We start from the raw sequence: 19,655 nt of genomic DNA on the forward strand, positions 1-19,655 counted from the left end.
CCGTTCGTTTCCGAGGACTTTCCCGTACCCCGGACGGCCGTAGCGCCGTACCCGCGTACGGGCACTTTCGAAGCCATTCAGCCCTGCCTGCCGGGAGATACCGCCATGTCCGCATTCCTGAACGCCGCCACCAGCTCCGTCGTCGCCGCCGAGGCCGACCCCGCCTGCGCGGCGCCGCTGCCGGTCCTCGGCCGTGACGTCACCGTCCCGCTCGTCACCGGCGGCGAGGTCACCTACGCCGCCCTCGACTACGCGGCCAGCGCCCCGGCCCTGCAGCGCGTCTGGGACGACGTCGCCGCGTACGCCCCGTACTACGGCAGCGTGCACCGCGGCGCCGGCTACCTCTCGCAGCTCTCCACCGACCTCTTCGAGCAGAGCCGGGCCACGGTCGCCGGGTTCCTCGACTGCCGGCCCGCCGACCAGGTGGTCTTCACCCGGTCCACCACCGACTCCCTGAACCTCCTCGCCGCCGTGCTCCCGGCCGGCTGCCAGGTCTTCGTCTTCGAGACCGAGCACCACGCCTCGCTGCTGCCCTGGACGAACGCGCAGGTCACCTACCTCAACGCCCCCCGCACCCCGGACGAGGCCGTCGCCACCCTGGAGCGGGCGCTCGCCGACCGAGAGCCCTACGGCCCGGCGCTGGTCTGCGTGACCGGCGCGTCCAACGTCACCGGTGAGCTGTGGCCGGTGAAGGAGCTCGCCGCCGCGGCGCACGCCCACGGCGCGCGCATCGTCCTGGACGCCGCCCAGCTGGCCCCGCACCACCCCGTCTCGGTGCAGGACCTCGACGTGGACTGGGTCGCCTTCTCCGGGCACAAGCTGTACGCCCCCTTCGGCTCGGGCGTGCTGGCCGGCCGTGCGGACTGGCTCCAGCAGGCCGAGCCCTACCTGGCCGGCGGCGGAGCCTCCCGCAAGGTCGCCCGCCGCGAGGACGGCGGGGTGGACGTCGAGTGGCACACCACCGCCGCGCGGCACGAGGCCGGCTCCCCGAACGTCATCGGCGTGTACTCGATCGCCTCCGCGTGCAAGGCGCTCACCGAGGCCGGCTTCGACACCCTGGTCTCCCGCGAGCAGCAGCTCATCGCCAAGGTCCGCGAGGGCCTGGCAGAGGTCCCGGCGGTCCGGATCCTCTCCCTGTTCGGCGACGACGCCCCGCGCGTCGGCGTCATCTCCTTCGTCGTCGACGGCTGGAACAGCTCGCACTTCGCCGCCGCGCTGTCGGCCGAGTACGGGATCGGCGTGCGCGACGGGCTGTTCTGCGCCCACCCGCTGGTCCGCACCCTGCTGGGCAGCGAGCCGCAGGCCCAGGGCGAGTGCGGGGCCCCGGAGGCCGCCCCGGGCGAGCGCTCCCTGAACGCCATCCGCGTCAGCTTCGGCGCGGGCACGCCCGACGAGCACGTCGAGCGCTTCGTCCGCGCCGTGCGCGAGCTCGTCCAGGACGGTGCCAAGTGGCAGTACCGCACCGAAGAGGGCCGCTGCGTCCCGGCCGTGTGACAGGGTCTGGCCATGACGTACTGGGACCCGATACCCACAGCCCGCGCGGCGCGGACCGGACCGCTGCCCACCCCGGACGGCGGTACGTGGCGGCCTGATCCGGCCAACGGCGGGTACTGGAACACCAGGCAGGACCGGTGGGACGGGCGCAACTGGCGCAATGTCCCGGGCCCCTTCTACGGCTCCGGGACCGACAGCTGCTGGATGGGCCGGCTGATCGCGCCCGCCAACGTCCTCTACGACGACGAGTGGGGCGAGGAGTTCGTCTACCGCCAGCCCCGCGACGCGCACGAGACGCTCGCGGTCCTCGGCGCGGCCGCCCAGGACCCGATGGTGGGCTACGCCTGCGACGGTGACGACCACTGGACCCCCGAGCTGGTCCGCGCCTGGTGGCGGGACCGCGGCCGGGTGCGCGAGTGGGCCGTAGCCCTGGACCGTACGTGGTCGGCGTCCGGGGAGGCCCAGGAGCGCGAGGCGGCCGCCGGGGCGCGCGACTACGTCGCCCACATCGACGGCGGCCTCGAAGACCACCTGCGCGGCTACCTGTTCCGGCTGTCCGAAGGCCGTCCGGCGGCCCCCGGCGAGAGTCTGCCGGGCCTGTAGGCCCGGTCCGCTACGCGTCCAGGCCGATGGCGAAGGCCGCTTCCAGGTCGTGCTGGGAGTACGTACGGAACGCCACGTGGGTGTCCGTCACCTCGACGCCCGGGATCTTGCTGATGCGGCCGGGGATGATGTCCGCCAGGGTTTCGTGGCGGGCGACGCGGACGAGCGCGATCAGGTCGTACGTACCGGTGACGGAGTAGACCTCGCTGACGCTGTCCAGCGCGGCGATGGACTCGGCGATCTCAGGAATGCGGTCCACGCTGGTCTTGATGAGCACGATCGCGGTGATCACGGTTGGCTGTCTCCCTCGCTGGCCGTCGCTGGTCGTCTCACTCTAGTCGTACGCCGGTAGCGCACCCACGCGTAGAGGAACCCGAGCGAGAAGCCCACCACGTGGGCCAGATAGGCGACACCCGGACCACTGCCCGCGCGGTGCGCGGCCAGCCACTGGAGGCCGAACCAGAAGAGCAGGACGATCCACGCCGGGAAGCGCAGCGGCAGGAAGAAGAGGAACGGGAACAGGCTCGTCACCCGGGCCCTGGGGAACAGGCACAGGAAGGCGCCCAGGACCGCCGAGATCGCCCCGGACGCGCCGACCAGCGTCTGGTCCGAGGAGGCGTTGGCCGCCGCGTACGCGGCCAGGGCCAGGTAGCCCGTACAGACGTAGAAGCAGAGGAACTCCGTGCGGCCCATCCGCTCCTCGGTCATCGCGCCGAAGACATAGAGGAAGAGCATGTTCCCCAGCAGGTGCAGCCAGCTGCCGTGGACGAACAGCGCCGTCAACGGCGTCAGCAGGGCGCGGTGGGCCCCCGTGAACAGTTCGTCGGGGACCACGCCCCAGCGCCGGAAGTACGCCGTCCCCGAGGCCAGCAGCTCCTCGCCCGTTCCATAGCCCGGGTTGAGGCCCGAGGCCGGGCCGAGCAGGAACACCACGCAGCACGCGGCGATCAGCGCGTGCGTGACCACCGGGCCCCGGGAGGCCTCGCGCAGGGCGTTCCACCTTACGATCATGCGACCGAGCATGACCCAACCCGACCCACTTGGAGCGGTGGCAGGCCGTAGGGTTACGAGCTGCGCAGTCCGCCGGGTCGTGCGGGCGGCTTTTGATTGAATGGACCATGAAGGAGAGAGCGGCCTGATGACGGTTCCCCTGCCGACCGACACCACCCGGTGGCGCTGCACCCTGTGCGGCAACCTCACGCGGTTCGACGTCACCCGTTCGTCGAAGGTCGTGGAGTACGTCCACTTGGACCTCGCCGGGGAGCCGAAGGTCGAGGAGCGCGAGGTGGTCAATGAGACCATCGAGTCGGTCCGCTGCCGCTGGTGCAACGCGGTGGACCAGATCGAACTCGTGGACAGGCCGGGCGCGGACTCCTGACGGAGCCGTGCCCACACGTACATCACGGTAGGGGTGACGGATTGTGGAGCCAGCAAGCGGCGCTGAGCCGGCCGACGCGGCCGGCGACGCCGCAGAGGTGCTCGACCGCCCGCTGCCGGAAGGCGTGCGGCGCCGGGTGGTCGCGCTCGTCTCGGACGCCTTCGGCGGTCTGACGGTCGCGGACCTCCCGGCGCAGTTGCGCCAGTACGCCCGTTTCACCCCGACCCGGCGCGCCAAGTTCGCGGGCAACGCCATGGCGACGGCGGTCGAGACCGACGCCGTCTTCCGCGGCCGGGTCGCCGAGAAGTTCCGCGAGGCGCAGGCCGAGCTCGCCGGGGCGCTGGACGCGGGCGCCCCGCCCGCCGCCGCCGATCCGCTCGACGTGGCGGCCGCCGCGTACGTCCTGCGGCCGGTCGGCTGGGTCAAGCTGGTGGCCGCCGCGGGCGAGGAGGCGCAGCGCGCCGACGCCGAGCGGGTGGGCGAGGAGACTCGGCGGGAGCTGGACCGGCTCCGCGAGGAACTGGCCCACGTACGGGAGCTGCAGCGCACCGGCGGCGAGCAGGTGCGGGTGGAGCTGGACGCGGCCCGCAAGGAAGCGGAATCGCTTCAGCGCAAACTGCGCAGCGCCCTCAGTGACGTCAAGCGGGGCGAGGCCGCCCTGCGCAAGGTGAACGCCGAGGTCGACGGCATCCGCAGTGAGGCGGCCGCGCAGGTGGCCGCCGCCGAGAGCGAGACCCGGCGGCTCAAGTCCCGCCTCGCGGAGGTGGAGACGGCGCTGGAGACCTCGCGCCGGGCCACCCGCGAGGGGCGCAGCACCGAGGACATGCGGCTGCGGCTGCTGCTGGACACCGTGCTGGACGCGGCGGCGGGGCTGCGCCGCGAGCTGGCGCTGCCGCCGGTGTCCACGCGGCCGGCGGACACCGTGGACGCGGTGCAGCCGGGCCTGATGACCCCGAAGGACATCGCGGCGCGCGCCCTGTCGGAGACCGATCCGGCGCTGCTGGACCAGTTGCTGGCGCTGCCTCAGGCGCACCTGGTGGTCGACGGCTACAACGTGACCAAGACCGGCTATCCGACGATGCCGTTGGAGAAGCAGCGCCTGCGGCTGCTGGGCGGGCTGTCGATGCTCGCCGCGCAGACGGGTGCGGAGATGACCTGTGTCTTCGACGGCGCGGAGCTGGCGGCCCCCGTGCTGCTCGCGCCGCCGCGCGGGGTGCGGGTGCTGTTCTCCAAGGCCGGTGTGACGGCGGACGAGCTGATCCGCCAGCTGGTGCGCGCCGAGCCGCCGGGCCGGCCGGTGGTCGTGGTCTCCACCGACCGGGAGGTCGCCGACGGGGTGGCCAAGGCCGGGGCGCGACCCGTGGCGTCCGCATTGCTCCTGAAGCGGCTTTCGCGCGTTTCGTAACTGGCGAGTCGAATGCCGGAATTGGCAGGGCTCCGAGGGGACGTACCGTCAAGTGCCCTGCACGGAGCGTGCTCTGTAGGTAAAGAAGCTGGTCGGAGACCGAGTTTTTTCCCTGCAGGATTTGAACTGATCACGGAAGGGTCACTAGGGTCAGCTCAAACCTTCGTGCGGTAGATCACTCATTCGGGGTGTCGGCGAAGGTGTCGCCGAGTCTTGAGTTCCTTCGGCGGCTCTAGGAAGAAGGAGCTCGCCTTCGTGGCGTCCCACCGTCGACCCAAGCAGCCGACCCGCACTCGTGTGACCGTGCTGACCGCGACCGCCGCAGCGGCCGTCGCCCTCTCCTCCCAGGGCGCCTCCGCGGCTCCGGCGAAGCCGAGCAAGGACGAGGTCAAGACCCAGGTCGACGCGCTCTACGAAGAGGCTGAGCAGGCCACCGAGAAGTTCAACGGGGCTCAGGAGCGCCAGGACAAGCTGGAGAAGGAGATAGGCCAGCTCCAGGACCAGGTCGCCCGCGGCCAGGAGGAGCTCAACGTCCTGCGCGGCACCATCGGTTCGATGGCCAGCGCGCAGTACCGCACCGGCGGCATCGACCAGTCCCTCACGCTGTTCCTCTCCGCCGACCCCGACAACTACCTCGACAAGGCCTCCACGCTGGAGCAGTTGAGCGGCAAGCAGGTCGAGGCGGTCCAGAAGATCCAGGCCAAGCAGCGCAGCCTGGCGCAGCAGCGCCAGGAGGCCGCCGGCAAGCTCGCCGACCTCGACGCCACCCGCAAGGAGCTCGGCGAGAAGAAGAAGGTCTCGTCGGACAAGCTCGCCCAGGCCCAGGCCCTCCTCAACACGCTGACCGCGCAGGAGCGCGCGCAGCTCAAGGAGGAGGCCAAGAAGGCGGGCGGCAGCGCGGCCGAGCAGGCCGAGCTCAGCAACGTGAAGGGCTCCGGCCGGGCCGCGGACGCGCTGCGGGCCGCCGTGACCAAGAACGGCGCGTCCTACGTCCGCGGCGGCACCGGCCCGAACGCCTTCGACTGCTCCGGCCTCACCCAGTGGGCGTACCGGCAGGCCGGGATCAAGATCGGCCGCACGACCTACGACCAGGTCAAGGAAGGCCCGAAGGTCAGCCTGAGCGAACTCCAGCCCGGAGACCTGGTCTTCTACTCCAACCTCCAGCACGTCGGGCTGTACGCGGGCAACGGCAAGGTCTTCCACGCCGCCAACCCGAGCGCCGGCGTCCTGTACGGCTCCCTCAGCGGCTTCGCCTACGGGGTCCGCGTCGGCAGCTGACGCCCCCCGCCCCGTCGGGACGCGCCGCACACCGCCCATCCGGGCGAATTCCGGAGCCCCGATCTGACCACACGCCCCGCCGGTGACCTGCGTCTCCGGCGGGGCGTCACTGTGTGTGCCCGTCGGCGGTCGTTGGCCGGCGTGTGTCCGCGCGGCTACTGTCTGCCAGCGCGGAACCCGGCACACGGCCGTCCACGGGGGGCGGACCCGGGCACCGCACAGCGGAAGGGAGCGGTTGCACGTGGCGTCCCATCGCCGGTCCGGGCCCAGTGCCCTCGACCGGAACACGAAGGTCACCGTCCTCACCGCCGCCGCGGCAGGAGCCGCGGTCGCCATGACGGGCGCCCCCGCGAGCGCGGCCCCGGGTCTGCCGCACGACCCCTCGGCCGGCGCCCGTACCCAGGTCGACCGGCTCTTCGAGGAGGCCGAGCAGGCCACCGAGCGCTTCAACGAGGCGGGCGCGAAGGCCGACAGGCTGCGGGCCGAGGTCAACCGGACCCAGGACGCGGTGGCCCGCGGCCAGGACCGCATCAACACCATGCGGGGCATCCTCGGCGCCTTCGCCGGGGCCCAGTACCGCTCCGGCAGCATCGATCCCGCCGTGGAGCTGATGCTGTCCGAGAACCCGGACGACTACCTGGAGAAGGCCGCCGCCCTCGACCGGCTCACCGGCGCCCAGGCCCGCCGGCTCGACGAACTGCGCTCCGAGCAGCGCCGCCTCGGCCAGCAGCGCCAGGAGGCCTCGCTCAAGCTCGCCGAACTGGACGCCGTACGCGCGGACGTGGCCCGGCAGAAGCGCGCCGTCACCGCCAAGCTCGCCGCGGCCCGCCGGCTGCTGAACGCGATGCCCACGCAGGAGCGCGCCGACTTCGAGCGCGCCTCGCGGACCGGCGGCCGCCCCGAGGGGCTGCCCGACCTGCCCTCCGCGGGTCCCTCCTCGGGGCGCGCCGGGGCCGCGGTGATGGCGGCCCGGTCCGCGGTCGGGCGCCCGTACATCTGGGGCTCCACCGGTCCCTCCGGCTTCGACTGCTCCGGGCTGATGGTGTGGTCGTACCGGCAGGCGGGTGTCGCCCTGCCGCGCACCTCGCAGGCCCAGCGCTACGCCGGCCGGCAGGTGCCGCTCTCGGAGGCGCGGCCGGGCGACCTGGTGACGTACCGCTCGGACGCCAGCCACGTCGGCATGTACGTGGGCAACGGCCAGGTGGTGCACGCGCCTTACCCGGGGGCCCGGGTGCGGTACGACCCGGTCGGGATGATGCCGGTGTCGTCGGTGACCCGGCCCTGACCCCTGCCGTGCGTACGATCGGCTGATGCTGTCGGCGCACCTCCTCCTCCGTCGTACCCTCCTGCGGGCCCTGCCGGTCCTGCTGTGCGGGCTGATCGCCGGGTGCGGGGCCGGGGCGCGGCCGGCCGCCGCAGGGCAGGAGGTCCGCCGGGCCGTGGCCGAGTGGTCCGCGGCCCCGCCCGAGGGGCTCGCCGGGGTCCCGCTGGAGGGGTGGTCGTACGAGGTCACCTCCGTGCGGGAGGACGGCGTACGGGCCTTCGCGCGGGCGGAGCTGCGCTACCGGCTCACCGGCTTCGACGCGGCTCCCGCCGGGTCGGCCCGCGAGGTCGAGCTGGCGGCGGGGCCGGGCGGGCGGTGGCGGGTCACCGCGGACCGGCCGGCGCCGGGCGCCCTGCCGCAACTGTGGGACCAGGGCCCGGTGACGGTACGGCGGGGCGCGCACGCGCTGGTGCTGGGCGGCGCCGGCCAGAGCCCCGAGACCCTGGAGGCCGTCGCCGCCGAAGCCGACCGGGCGGTCCCCGCGGTGAGCGCCGCCTGGCCGGAGCCCTGGGCGGGGCGGGTCGTGGTGGTGGTCCCCGGCTCGCTGGAGCGGATGGCGCAGCTGCTGGGGCGGCCGGTAGCCGAGTACCGGGGCCTGGGAGCGGTCACCGTGGGGCGGGTGGGCACCGCCCCGGCCGCCGCCGACCGGGTCGTCGTCAACCCGGAGGGGTACGGGCAGCTCACCGCCGAGGGGCGGCGGATCATCCTGACCCACGAAACCACGCACGTGGCCACCCGCGCGGCGAGCACGGAGACGACCCCGCTGTGGCTCTCCGAGGGCTTCGCGGACTGGGCGGCGTACCGGGGGACCGGGAGCAGCCCGGCGCAGGCCGCGCCGGCCCTCGGCCGGGCGGTGCGGGCCGGGCGGCTGCCGGGCACGCTCCCCGCGAACGGGGCGTTCGCCTTCGGCGGGGACGCGGACGCGCTGGCGCGGGCGTACGAGGGCGCGTGGCTGGCCTGCCGGCTCATCGCGGAGCAGTGGGGGGACGCGGCCCTGGTCGCGCTGTACGGGAAGGCGGGGCGGGAGCCGCTGCCGACGGCCCTTCAGGAGACCCTGGGCACGGACCAGGCGGGGCTCACCCGGGCCTGGCAGGAGTACCTGCGCCGCGAGCTGCGCTGAGGCGGGGTCCGGCAGGGGGCGGGCGGGGGTCCGGTAGGGTCGGCAGGCGATGCACAAGACGCTGATCGTGACCAACGACTTCCCGCCGCGACCGGGCGGCATCCAGGCCTTCCTGCACAACATGGCGCTGCGGCTGGATCCCGACCGGATCGTCGTCTACGCCTCCACCTGGAAGCACAGTGCGGAGGGCCGCGAGGCCACCGCGGCCTTCGACGCGGAGCAGCCCTTCCAGGTCGTGCGCGACCGCACGACGATGCTGCTGCCGACGCCGCGGGTGACCCGGCGGGCGGTGGGCCTGCTGCGCGAACACGGCTGCGAGTCGGTGTGGTTCGGCGCGGCGGCCCCGCTGGGCCTGATGGGCCCGGCGCTGCGGCGCGCGGGGGCCCGGCGGATCGTGGCGACCACGCACGGGCACGAGGCGGGATGGGCGCAGCTGCCGGCCGCGCGGCAGCTGCTGCGGCGGATCGGCGAGGGCACGGACACGCTGACCTACCTGGGGGAGTACACGCGCTCGCGGATCGCCTCGGCGGTCACGGACCGGGCGGCGGCGCGCATGGTGCAACTCCCGCCGGGGGTCGACGAGAAGACCTTCCACCCCGGCTCGGGCGGCGCAGCGGTGCGGGCCCGGCTGGGGCTCACCGACCGGCCGGTGGTGGTGTGCGTGTCCCGACTGGTGCCGCGCAAGGGGCAGGACACCCTGATCGAGGCGATGCCGCGGATCCTGGCGGCGGTGCCCGACGCGGTGCTGCTGGTGGTGGGCGGCGGCCCGTACGAGGCGGACCTGCGGGCGCTGGCCGCGGCCAAGGGCGTCGCGGACTCGGTGGTCTTCACGGGGGCGGTCCCGTGGTCCGAACTTCCCGCGCACTACGGCGCCGGGGACGTCTTCGCGATGCCGTGCCGGACCCGGCGGGGCGGGCTGGACGTGGAGGGGCTCGGCATCGTCTACCTGGAGGCGTCGGCGACGGGCCTGCCGGTGGTCGCGGGCGACTCCGGCGGGGCGCCCGACGCGGTGCTGGACGGGGAGACGGGCTGGGTCGTGCGGGGCGGCGCCCCCGAGGATGCGGCGGACCGGATCACCACCCTCCTCCAGGACCCGGCCCTGGCCGCCCGCATGGGCGCCGCCGGGCGGGCGTGGGTCGAGGAGAAGTGGCGCTGGGACCTCCTGGCGGAGCGCCTGCGCGAGCTGCTGTAGGGGGGTGTCCGGCGGATGTCTGCCGGGGTCCAGCCACGCCTGACTGTCTCTCAGATGCCTGTCAAGGCGGCGTCTAGCTGGAAGGCTGGATTCCGCCCATGATGCGCCCATGACACCAAACCTGACGCGCCGTCACCTTCTGGGCATCGGCGCCCTCCAGACGGCCGCGGCCCTCGGCTTCACGCGGATCGGCCTCGCCTCCGCCTCCGCCGTCGAGCCGGGCGCAGCGCACTACGCCCCCGCCATCGTCGTCGGCTCCGGATACGGGTCCGCCGTCGCCGCCCTGCGCCTCGGACAGGCGGGAGTGCGTACCGTCGTCCTGGAGATGGGACGGCTCTGGGACACCCCCGGTCCCGACGGCAAGGTCTTCCCCTCCACCTCCGCCCCCGACCAGCGCTCCATGTGGTTCCGGAACCGCACCGAGGCCCCCCTCGCGCAGTTCCTCTGGCTGGACGTCGTCAACCGGAACATCACCCCGTACCCCGGCGTCCTCGACCGAGTGAACTACGGCGACATGTCCGTGTACGTGGGGCGCGGGGTCGGCGGCGGATCGCTCGTCAACGGCGGGATGGCGCCGACGCCGCGGCGCTCGTACTTCTCCGAGGTGCTGCCCCAGGTCGACGCCGACGAGATGTACGGCACCTACTACCCCCGCGCCCGCGCCATGCTCGGCGTCAACGACATCGACCCCGCCTGGTTCGAGTCCACGGAGTGGTACCGCTTCGCCCGGATCTCCCGCAAGCACGCCCACAACACCGGCCTGAAAACCACCTTCGTCCCCAACGTCTACGACTTCGCGTACATGAAGCGCGAGGCCGCCGGCACCGCCACCAGGTCCGCGCTCGCGGGCGAGGTCATCTACGGCAACAACCACGGCAAGAAGAGCGTCGACAAGACCTACCTCGCCGCCGCCATCGGCACCGGCAACGTCACCATCGAGACCATGCAGCGCGTGGTCGCGGTACGCCAGGACCCCGCCGGGGGCTACGTACTGACCGTGCGGACCAGCGACGTCACGGGAAAGGTGGTCCAGGTGCGCGAACTCGGCTGCCGCCAGCTCTTCCTCGGCGCCGGAAGCCTGGGGACCACGGAGATCCTGCTCCGCGCCCGCGAGACCGGCACCCTCCCGGCGCTGAACGACAAGGTGGGGCTCGGCTGGGGCCACAACGGCAACGTCATGACCGCCCGCGCCAACCACCTGTGGGACACGGTCGGCGCCAACCAGGCCACCATGCCCGCCCTCGGCATCGACGACTGGGACAACGCCGCGAACCCGGTCTTCGCCGAGATCGCCCCGCTGCCCATGGGGATCGAGCACTGGATCTCGATGTACCTGGCCATCACCAAGAACCCCGAGCGCGGGCACTTCACCTACGACGCGGCCAGCGACTCGGCGCGCCTGAACTGGACCCGGGACCAGAACACGCCGTCCGTCCAAGCGGCCAAGTGCCTCTTCGACCGGATCAACCGGGCCAACTTCACCATCTACCGGTACGACTTGTTCGGAGGCAACAGGGCCTTCGCCGACAACTTCACCTACCACCCGCTCGGCGGCTGCGTCCTCGGCGCCGCGACCGACGACTTCGGCCGCGCCAAGGGCTACCAGGGGCTGTACGTCGTCGACAGCTCCCTGATCCCGGGGTCCCTCGGGGTGAACCCGTTCGTGACCGTCACCGCCCTCGCCGAGCGGAACATGGCCCGGATCCTCGCCGAGGACCCCCGCTGAGGGCCGTCAGCCCCGGTACAGCGCCTCGATCTCGTCAGCGAAGTCCTTCGCCACCACGTTGCGCTTCAGCTTCAGCGACGGCGTGATGTGACCGGACTCCTCCGTGAACTGGGAGGGAAGAATGCGGAATTTCCGCACCGATTCCGCCTTGGAAACCGCCGCGTTGCCGTCGTCCACGGCCTTCTGGACGGCGGCGATGAGGTCCGCGTCCTCGCGCAGCTCGGCCGCCGTGACCCCGGCGGGCTTGCCGTTGTCCGCGGCCCACTTGCCGAGGAACTCCTCGTCGATGGTGACCAGCGCCGCCACGAACGGCCTCGCGTCGCCCACCACCATGCACTCCGCGACCAGCGCGTGCGCGCGGATCCGGTCCTCGATCACGGCGGGCGCCACGTTCTTGCCGCCGGCCGTGACGATGAGCTCCTTCTTGCGGCCGGTGATCGCGAGGTAGCCGTCCTCGTCGAGGGTGCCGACGTCGCCGGTGTGGAACCAGCCGTCGGTCAGCGCCTCGGCGGTGGCCGTCTCGTTCTTCCAGTACTCCTTGAAGATGTGCTCGCCGTGCAGCAGCACCTCGCCGTCGTCGGCGATGCGCACCACCGAGCCCGGCAGCGGCTGGCCGACCATGCCGATCTTCTGGCGGTCCCACGGGTTGAAGGCGGTGGCCGCGCAGGACTCCGTCAGGCCGTAGCCCTCCAGCACCGTGAAGCCGATGCCGCGGAAGAAGTGCCCGAGCCGCTCGCCCAGGGGCGCGCCGCCGGAGATCGCGTACTCGCCGCGGCCGCCGAGGACCCCGTGCAGCTTGCTGTAGACCAGCTTCGTGAACAGCTTGTGCTTGAGCCGCAGCCCGAAGGACGGGCCGCCCGGGTTGTCCAGCGCGCGGCTGTACGCGATGGCCGTCTCGGCCGCCGCGTCGAAGATCTTGCCCTTGCCGTCGGCCTGGGCCTTGGCGCGCGCCGAGTTGTAGACCTTCTCGAAGACGCGCGGGACCCCGAGGATCAGCGTCGGCCGGAAGGACTGGAGCTCGTCGGTGAGGTTCTTGATGTCCGGTACGCAGCCCAGCCGGATCGGCGCCAGCACGGCCGCCACCTCCACCAGGCGCCCGAAGACGTGGGCGGCCGGCAGGAACAGGAGCACCGAGCACTCACCGGTGCGGAAGAGCGGCTTCAGGCGCTCCACCACGTTGCCGCACTCGGCGAAGAAGTTGCGGTGGGTCAGCACGCAGCCCTTGGGGCGGCCGGTGGTGCCCGAGGTGTAGACGATGGTGGCGGCGTCGTCGGCGCCGGCGAGGCTGCTGCGCTCCTCGACCTCGGCGTCGGTGATCCCGGCGCCTGCGGCCTTGAGGGTCTCCAGCGCGCCCTGCTCGATCTCCCAGACCTCGCGCAGCTCGGGCAGCCGGTCACGCAGGGCGGCCACGGTCGCGCTGTGGGCGGGGGACTCCACGACGACCGCGACGGCGCCGGAGTCGCCGAGGATCCACTGGACCTGCTCGGGAGAGCTGGTCTCGTACACGGGGACGGTGACGCCGCCCGCGCTCCAGATCGCGAAGTCGAACAGCACCCACTCGTAGCGCGTGCGGGAGATCAGCGCTACGCGGTCGCCGGGGCGGACGCCGGAGGCGATCAGGCCCTTGGCCGCGGCACGGACCTCGGCGAGGAACTCGGTCGCCGTCACGTCCAGCCACTTGCCGTCGACCTTGCGGGCCATGACGGCGGTGTCTGGATGCTGAGCGGCGTTGCGGCGGATGAGATCCGTCAGGTTCCCGTCCGACGGGACCTCGTACAGGGCCGGAAGGCTGAACTCGCGCAAGACTGCTGCTCCTCTGGGCGCCATCGCCACGTGTGGACCGACCGGACGTTACCCACCGGTAGTGGGTTCCCGATAGAGGGAACCGGCCAGATGTTCCCTGCGTCACATGACGCGGCCTTATCGTGTCGACGATAGTCGACCCCGCTCAAGACTCGGAAGTAACCGCAGGTCCGGCCGCCTGGACGGGTGCCCCTACCCCCCGTGGCCAAGCGCCCCTAGGGTTGGCGCATGGGTGGCAGCATGCGTGGCGGGAAAAGCGGCAATCGGATCCACGTCGTCAGCGACGTCCACGGCAACACGGGGGCCCTCGCCCGGGCCGGCGACGGCGCCGACGCGCTGATCTGCCTCGGTGACCTGGTCCTCTTCCTCGACTACGCCGACCACTCGCGCGGCATCTTCCCCGACCTGTTCGGAGTCGAGAACGCCGACCGGATCGTCGAGCTGCGCACCGCGCGCCGCTTCGAGGAGGCGCGCGAGTTCGGCCGCCGACTCTGGGACGGGCTTGACCGGGAGCGGCTGATCGAGGGCGCGGTGCGCCGCCAGTACGCCGAGATGTTCGCCGCCTTCCCCACTCCCACGTACGCCACCTACGGCAACGTCGACGTCCCGGCACTGTGGCAGGAGTACGCGGGCCCGGGCCTGACCGTGCTCGACGGCCAGCGGGCGGAGATCGGCGGCCTGGTCTTCGGCTTCGTCGGCGGCGGCCTGCCCTCGCCGAGCCGCACCCCGTACGAGATCCCGGAGGAGGAGTACGCCGCCAAGGTGGAGGCGCTCGGCGAGGTCGACGTACTGTGCTCGCACATCCCGCCCGAGGTGCCCGAGCTCTGCTACGACACGGTCGCGCGCCGGTTCGAACGCGGGAGCGAGGCGCTGCTGGCCGCGATCCGGCGGACCCGGCCCCGGTACGCGCTCTTCGGGCACGTGCACCAGCCGCTCGCCCGGCGGATGCGGATCGGCGGGACGGAGTGCGTGAACGTCGGGCACTTCGCGGCGACCGGACGGCCATGGGCCCTGGAGTGGTGAGGTCTGAGCGCGCGGTAGCCTTCGAGCGGCGGCCGGAGGCCGCACACTTCCTCGAACACTCCCCGGAGGAGCGACCGCGATGGCGGAACACACCAGCTCAAGCATCACGATCGAGGCTGCGCCGGCCGACGTGATGGCCGTGATCGCCGACTTCGCCCGCTACCCCGAGTGGACCGGCGAGGTGAAGGAGGCCGAGGTGCTGGCCGCCGACGCCGAGGGCCGGGCCGAGAAGGTCCGGCTGCTGCTCGACGCCGGAGCGATCAAGGACGACCACACCCTCAGCTACACCTGGAAGGGTGCGGACGAGGTCAGCTGGACCCTGGACAAGTCCCAGATGCTCCGCCAGCTCGACGGCTCGTACCTGCTGGCCCCGCTGGACGGCGGCAAGCGTACCGAGGTCACCTACCAGCTGACCGTGGACGTCAAGATCCCGATGCTGGGCATGATCAAGCGCAAGGCGGAGAAGGTCATCATCGACCGCGCCCTGGCCGGCCTGAAGAAGCGCGTCGAGTCCGGAGCCTGACCCCCTGCGGGGAAGCCCGCCGGACAGGCCCGGCCCCCGCGCCGTTGCTGGGGCTCCGCCCCAGACCCCGCCTCAAACGCCGGCGGGGCTGGATTTCGGCGGGGCCCCCGTAGTGCCGCGCAGCGAAACGACGACCCCGGAGCACCCGCACCATGAGCATGCTGCTGATCACCGGCCCCGGAGGGGCGGGGCGGACGACCGTCGCCGCCGCCACGGCCCTCGCCGCGGCCCGCGGCGGACAGCGGGTGCTGGTGCTCTCCGGGGACCCCGGCGACCCGATGGCCGCCCTGGTCGGCGCGCCGGCGGGGGAGCCCGCCGAGCTCGCGCCGGGGCTGCGCGCCGCACCGGTCGAGGCGAACCTGTGGGCCGGCCGCATCGACTCCGGCGAGGAGTTCCGCCAGGAGCTCGTCGCCCTCCAGGAGCGCGGCTCCGCCCTCCTCGGCATGGTCGGGGCCCGCCCGCTCGGCGCCGAGGAGCTCACCGAACTGCCAGGCGCCGAACAGTTCGCCCTGCTGCGCGCGCTGCGGCGGGCCGCCGCCCTGCCCGCCTTCGACCTCGTCGTCGTGGACATGCCCCCGCTGCACCAGGCCGTGGCCACCCTCGCCCTCCCCGCACAGCTGCGCCGGTACCTGGCCCGGCTGCTGCCCCAGGAGCGGCAGGCGGCCCGCGCCCTGCGCCCCGTACTCGCACAGCTGGCCGGGGTGCCGATGCCCGCACAGTGGCTGTACGAGGCCGCCGCGCGCTGGGACGAGGAGCTCGCCGCCGTCCAGGCCGTCGTGGAGGCCGCCGCCACCCGGGTCCGGCTCGTCGCCGAGCCGGGTCCGGCCGCCCGAGCCGCCTTGCGCACCGGAGCGCTCGGGCTCGCCCTGCACCAGGTCCGGATCGGCGACCTCGTCGTCAACCGGCTGGTGCCGAAGGACTCCGCCGATCCGTGGCTCGCCTCCCTCGCCGCCCAGCAGCGGGCCTTCGCCGACGCGTGGGACCTCGACGTACCCCTGCGGGAACTCGCCCACCTGGGACGGGACCCGCGCGGCCCCGCCGACCTGGCGGAGCTGGCCGATTCGCTGGAACCGGCGGCCGGGCAGAGCGGGCAGGCCGGGCAGGCCGGCGCCGCCGACGGGCCCCGGCCCGCCTGGCCCGTCGAGGACCGGCTCGCCGAGGACGGGGTACTCGTCTGGGCGGTTCCGCTGCCCCGGGCCGAGAAGCGCGACCTCGACCTGGTCCGGCGCGGCGACGAGCTGCTGCTCACGGTGGGCCCGTACCGAAGGATCGTTTCGCTGCCCGGGGCGCTGCGCCGCTGCACGGTCTCCGGCGCGGCCCTGGCCGACGACGAGCTCCGCATCCGCTTCACCCCGGACCCGGATCTGTGGCCCCGCGCGCGCTGAACGCCGTACCCCCATTCGGGTAACGTCGGAGGTAGCCCGTACCGCCCGCCCAGCAGCCGCCCGCAGGAGAGTCCGCCATGAGCGAGGCCACCGAACGCCCCACCGACGACGACGCCTGGGCCAAGGCCTGCGCCGAGGACCTGGCCGCGGAGAAGGAGCGCCGCAGGGCGGACCAGGGTGCCGGGGGCACGGGGACCGCCGCCGAGGAGCTGTTCAAGCTCTTCGAGGCAGTCGCCGACAAGGTCTCGGCCCTCAACAACCCGCTGCTCGGCGTCGCGGCCCAGGGCGCGGTGCGCCAGATCGTCGACCAGGCGAAGAGCGCGGCCAAACCCGTCATCGAGCGCAACCCCGAGGTCTTCGACCACCTCGCCGCGGCCGGATCCGAGCTGCTCGCCGCCTACCGCTCGGCGGTCGAGGGGCACGAGCGCCGCTGGACCCGCGACGAGCCGGCCGCCGGCCGGGAGAAGGACCCCCGCGACGACCCCCGTGACGAGGGCGACGGCGGTCCCGCCGAGCGGATCGATCTCGACTGATCCTCTTGTTCACTCGGGTACCGTTGACGACGGCGGGGTTTGACCGGAAACCGAGGGACTAATGGGACTCACCATCGGCGTCGACATCGGCGGCACGAAGATCGCGGCCGGCGTGGTCGACGAAGAGGGCACCATCCTTGAGACGTACAAGGTGCCCACCCCGCCGACCGCGGACGGAGTGACGGACGCGATCTGCGCCGCCGTCTCCGAAGTCAGCAGCAACCACACCATCGACGCCGTCGGCATCGGCGCCGCCGGATACGTGGACGACAAGCGCGCGACCGTACTCTTCGCGCCGAACATCAACTGGCGCCACGAACCGCTGAAGGACAAGGTCGAGCAGCGCATCGGCCTGCCGGTCGTCGTCGAGAACGACGCGAACTGCGCGGCCTGGGGCGAATACCGCTTCGGCGCCGGCCAGGGCCACGAAGACGTCATCTGCATCACGCTCGGCACCGGCCTGGGCGGCGGCATCATCATCGGCAACAAGCTGCGGCGCGGACGCTTCGGCGTCGCCGCCGAGTTCGGCCACATCCGGGTCGTCCCGGACGGCCTGCTGTGCGGGTGCGGCAGCCAGGGCTGCTGGGAGCAGTACGCCTCCGGGCGCGCGCTCGTCCGGTACGCGAAGCAGCGCGCGAACGCCACCCCCGAGCGGGCCCAGATCCTCCTCGCACTGGGCGACGGCACGCCCGAGGGCATCGAGGGCAAGCACATCAGCGAGGCCGCGCGGCAGGGCGACGCCGTCGCGGTGGACTCCTTCCGGGAACTGGCCCGCTGGGCCGGCGCGGGCCTCGCGGACCTGGCCTCCCTCTTCGACCCGTCGGCGTTCATCGTCGGCGGCGGGGTCTCCGACGAGGGCGAGCTCGTCCTCGACCCGATCCGCAAGTCCTTCCGGCGCTGGCTGATCGGCGGCCAGTGGCGGCCGCACGCCCAGGTGCTCGCCGCGCAGCTCGGCGGCAAGGCCGGCCTCGTCGGCGCCGCGGACCTGGCCCGCCAGGGCTGACCCGTACGACTCGAACTGCCCGCCGCGCCCTCTGGGGAGCGGCGGGCAGTCTGGCTATGTTGCCCGTATGGATTTGCCGAACTCCCACACTGCCGCTGATGGTTCCGCCGTGATCCGGGTGCTCAGCTACAACATCCGCTCGCTGCGCGACGACGAGGAGGCGCTGGCCCGGGTGATCCGGGCCTGCGCGCCCGACCTGGTGTTCGTACAGGAGGCGCCGCGGTTCTTCCGGTGGCGCAAGCACGCGGCGAGGCTGGCCGCGAAGTCCGAACTGGTCGTGCTGTCGGGCGGCGCCACCGCCGCCGGGCCGCTGCTGCTGTGCTCGCTACGGGCCTTCGTGGAACGCACCGAGGACGTGCTGCTCCCGCTGACGCCCGGCCGCCACCGGCGGGGCTTCGCCACCGCCGTCGTCCGCTTCGGGCAGGCGCGGGTCGGGGTCGTCAGCGCCCACCTGTCGCTCGACCCCGCGGAGCGGCGGGCCCAGGCGGACCTCCTGCTGGACCGCCTCGCGGCCATGGGTGCTCCGCACGGGATCGCGGCCGGCGACATCAACGAGGGGCCGGAGGGACCGGCGTTCACCCGCCTCGCCGGTGCGCTCCAGGACTGCCGGGCGGTCTCCCCGTGGGGCGGGGGCCCCACCTTTCCGTCGCGTGCGCCGGACCGGCGGATCGACGCCGTCTTCGCCACGCCGGGGGTGGAGGTGCTGGCCTGCGGCGTCCCCGCGGGGCTGCCCGGAGTGTCCCCCGCCGACCTCCCGTCCGCGACGGACCACCTCCCGGTGCTCGCGGCCCTGAGCCTCCCGGCGGCGCCTGCCTGAGGCGGCCGCGCGGGGGTCCGGCCGGGCGCGGGGGATCAGGCGGGTTGGCCGAGGACCTCCGCCGCGCGCCGCCGCACCCCGTCCAGGTGGGTGCGGATCCGGTCCGGCTCACCGGGGTGCTTCTCGACCAGGCGGCTCTGGTAGGCCACGTCCAACGCGTACCAGAGGTTCGTGACGTTGTGCTCGCCCGTCGTTCCGACCCGGCGAAGTACGAGCTGTGCCTGATCATGGGCAGCGACATGTGGCTGGAGCGGCGCCGCAACGACGCCCGCGTGAGCGCGGGGGACCTGCTGGTCTGGGACACCTCGCAGCCCGTTCGACGGCCGCGGCCCGGGCGTCGGGCCGGACGAGGCCTCACGGGCGATCATCGTCCACCTGCCGAAGGAGGCCCTCCCCTTACCGGAGGCGGGCGTCAACAGCCTCCTCGCCCGCCGCATGCCCTCCGACCACGGGATGGGCGCACTCCTGGCCCGGTTCCTGCACGGGCTCGTCGGCGAAGCGCACACCTGGAGCGGCCAGGACGCCGTGCGGCTCGGCTCCGTCACGATGGAACTGGCCGCGGCGTTCCTGGCGCAGCACCTCGACGCGGAGGCGGTCCTGCCGCCGGAGACGCGCAGACAGGCGCTGCCGAGCCGGATCCCCGACTTCATCGACCGCAATCTGGCGGACCCGCAGCTCACGCCCGCGGCGGTCGCGGCCTTCCACCACATATCCGTGCGCTACCTGCACCGGCTCTTCCGGCACCAGGACGCCACCGTCGCGGTATGGATCCGGCGCCGCCGGCTGCAACGCTGCCAGGCGGACCTGATCAACCCGCTGCTGCGCACGCTGCCGGTGCACCGGATCGCCCGCCGCTGGGGATTCGTACACGCCGCCGACTTCACGCGCGCCTTCCGCAGCGCCTACGGGATGACGCCGACGGCGTACCGTGCTCTGGGGGACTCCGGCGTGGTCCCCCTCTGACCCGGCCGCCCCGCACGCCCGCCCCGCACCCGCCGGACGGAGTCCGGCGCAGCGGCCCGAAGCCCGCGAAGCGGTGCGAGGGGGC

Annotated in this window: 19 protein-coding genes; 16 read left to right on the forward strand and 3 right to left on the reverse strand. The window is 73.2% G+C overall.

Annotation, left to right across the window (positions count from 1 at the left end; translation table 11 throughout):
• The first annotated feature begins 105 nt into the window (after nt 1–105).
• Both ACZ7GJ_RS17795 and ACZ7GJ_RS17800 read left to right on the forward strand, forming a co-directional pair.
• Nucleotides 106–1,494 (forward strand): aminotransferase class V-fold PLP-dependent enzyme, encoded by a 1,389-nt coding sequence (locus tag ACZ7GJ_RS17795; protein WP_470752677.1) that lies wholly within the window; start codon nt 106–108, stop codon nt 1,492–1,494.
• A 12-nt stretch (nt 1,495–1,506) separates the two neighbouring features.
• Complete coding sequence (locus ACZ7GJ_RS17800; protein WP_470752680.1) at nt 1,507–2,097, forward strand: hypothetical protein; 591 nt, start codon at nt 1,507–1,509, stop codon at nt 2,095–2,097.
• Nucleotides 2,098–2,107: 10 nt separating this feature from the next.
• Here ACZ7GJ_RS17800 and ACZ7GJ_RS17805 read toward each other — a convergent pair whose 3' ends face one another.
• Nucleotides 2,108–2,389, reverse strand: a complete 282-nt coding sequence (locus ACZ7GJ_RS17805) for an Lrp/AsnC family transcriptional regulator (protein ID WP_365917310.1) — start codon at nt 2,387–2,389, stop codon at nt 2,108–2,110.
• On the reverse strand, nt 2,386–3,108 hold the full coding sequence (locus ACZ7GJ_RS17810; protein ID WP_470752686.1) for a rhomboid family intramembrane serine protease: 723 nt from the start codon (nt 3,106–3,108) through the stop codon (nt 2,386–2,388). The genes ACZ7GJ_RS17805 and ACZ7GJ_RS17810 overlap by 4 nt, the downstream gene beginning before the upstream one ends.
• Before the next feature lie 127 nt (nt 3,109–3,235).
• Here ACZ7GJ_RS17810 and ACZ7GJ_RS17815 point away from each other — a divergent pair, with 127 nt between their 5' ends.
• From ACZ7GJ_RS17815 to ACZ7GJ_RS17845, 7 genes are all read left to right on the forward strand, one after another.
• The gene (locus tag ACZ7GJ_RS17815) at nt 3,236–3,475 is read left to right on the forward strand and encodes a hypothetical protein (RefSeq protein WP_008738811.1); all 240 of its coding nucleotides are present in this window, start codon (nt 3,236–3,238) and stop codon (nt 3,473–3,475) included.
• 40 nt (nt 3,476–3,515) lie between these two features.
• On the forward strand, nt 3,516–4,880 hold the full coding sequence (locus ACZ7GJ_RS17820; RefSeq protein WP_470752823.1) for an NYN domain-containing protein: 1,365 nt from the start codon (nt 3,516–3,518) through the stop codon (nt 4,878–4,880).
• 255 nt (nt 4,881–5,135) lie between these two features.
• Nucleotides 5,136–6,158: a C40 family peptidase gene (locus ACZ7GJ_RS17825; protein WP_470752691.1), complete on the forward strand. Its 1,023-nt coding sequence runs from the start codon at nt 5,136–5,138 to the stop codon at nt 6,156–6,158.
• 241 nt (nt 6,159–6,399) lie between these two features.
• Entirely contained in the window at nt 6,400–7,443 is a 1,044-nt protein-coding gene (locus ACZ7GJ_RS17830; protein WP_470752694.1) for a C40 family peptidase, read from the forward strand.
• A gap of 25 nt (nt 7,444–7,468) precedes the next feature.
• Nucleotides 7,469–8,602, forward strand: a complete 1,134-nt coding sequence (locus ACZ7GJ_RS17835) for a hypothetical protein (protein WP_470752696.1) — start codon at nt 7,469–7,471, stop codon at nt 8,600–8,602.
• 49 nt (nt 8,603–8,651) lie between these two features.
• Nucleotides 8,652–9,794, forward strand: coding sequence for a glycosyltransferase family 4 protein (locus ACZ7GJ_RS17840; protein WP_365917314.1), 1,143 nt, complete (start codon nt 8,652–8,654; stop codon nt 9,792–9,794).
• Nucleotides 9,795–9,903: 109 nt separating this feature from the next.
• The gene (locus tag ACZ7GJ_RS17845) at nt 9,904–11,520 is read left to right on the forward strand and encodes a GMC oxidoreductase (RefSeq protein ID WP_470752699.1); all 1,617 of its coding nucleotides are present in this window, start codon (nt 9,904–9,906) and stop codon (nt 11,518–11,520) included.
• Nucleotides 11,521–11,526: 6 nt separating this feature from the next.
• On the opposite strand, the gene ACZ7GJ_RS17850 is transcribed toward ACZ7GJ_RS17845, so the two are convergent.
• Nucleotides 11,527–13,323 (reverse strand): AMP-dependent synthetase/ligase, encoded by a 1,797-nt coding sequence (locus ACZ7GJ_RS17850; protein ID WP_470752702.1) that lies wholly within the window; start codon nt 13,321–13,323, stop codon nt 11,527–11,529.
• A 228-nt stretch (nt 13,324–13,551) separates the two neighbouring features.
• Between ACZ7GJ_RS17850 and ACZ7GJ_RS17855 the strand changes: the two genes are divergently transcribed.
• From ACZ7GJ_RS17855 to ACZ7GJ_RS17885, 7 genes are all read left to right on the forward strand, one after another.
• Complete coding sequence (locus ACZ7GJ_RS17855) at nt 13,552–14,346, forward strand: metallophosphoesterase family protein (RefSeq protein ID WP_470752704.1); 795 nt, start codon at nt 13,552–13,554, stop codon at nt 14,344–14,346.
• Between the two features lie 79 nt (nt 14,347–14,425).
• Nucleotides 14,426–14,869 (forward strand): SRPBCC family protein, encoded by a 444-nt coding sequence (locus tag ACZ7GJ_RS17860; protein WP_365917318.1) that lies wholly within the window; start codon nt 14,426–14,428, stop codon nt 14,867–14,869.
• A 152-nt stretch (nt 14,870–15,021) separates the two neighbouring features.
• Entirely contained in the window at nt 15,022–16,254 is a 1,233-nt protein-coding gene (locus tag ACZ7GJ_RS17865) for an ArsA family ATPase (RefSeq protein WP_470752707.1), read from the forward strand.
• A gap of 77 nt (nt 16,255–16,331) precedes the next feature.
• A complete protein-coding gene (locus tag ACZ7GJ_RS17870) occupies nt 16,332–16,787 on the forward strand; it encodes a DUF5304 domain-containing protein (protein WP_470752710.1) in 456 nt (151 codons plus the stop codon).
• Nucleotides 16,788–16,848: 61 nt separating this feature from the next.
• A complete protein-coding gene (locus ACZ7GJ_RS17875) occupies nt 16,849–17,790 on the forward strand; it encodes an ROK family glucokinase (RefSeq protein WP_365917321.1) in 942 nt (313 codons plus the stop codon).
• Between the two features lie 67 nt (nt 17,791–17,857).
• The gene (locus ACZ7GJ_RS17880; protein ID WP_470752713.1) at nt 17,858–18,607 is read left to right on the forward strand and encodes an endonuclease/exonuclease/phosphatase family protein; all 750 of its coding nucleotides are present in this window, start codon (nt 17,858–17,860) and stop codon (nt 18,605–18,607) included.
• 435 nt (nt 18,608–19,042) lie between these two features.
• Nucleotides 19,043–19,570 carry a helix-turn-helix domain-containing protein gene (locus ACZ7GJ_RS17885; protein WP_470752715.1) on the forward strand — a complete coding sequence of 176 codons (528 nt, stop codon included), beginning with the start codon at nt 19,043–19,045 and terminating at the stop codon, nt 19,568–19,570.
• Nucleotides 19,571–19,655: the final 85 nt, after the last annotated feature.

The organism is Streptomyces sp. NPDC037242 (assembly GCF_055604165.1).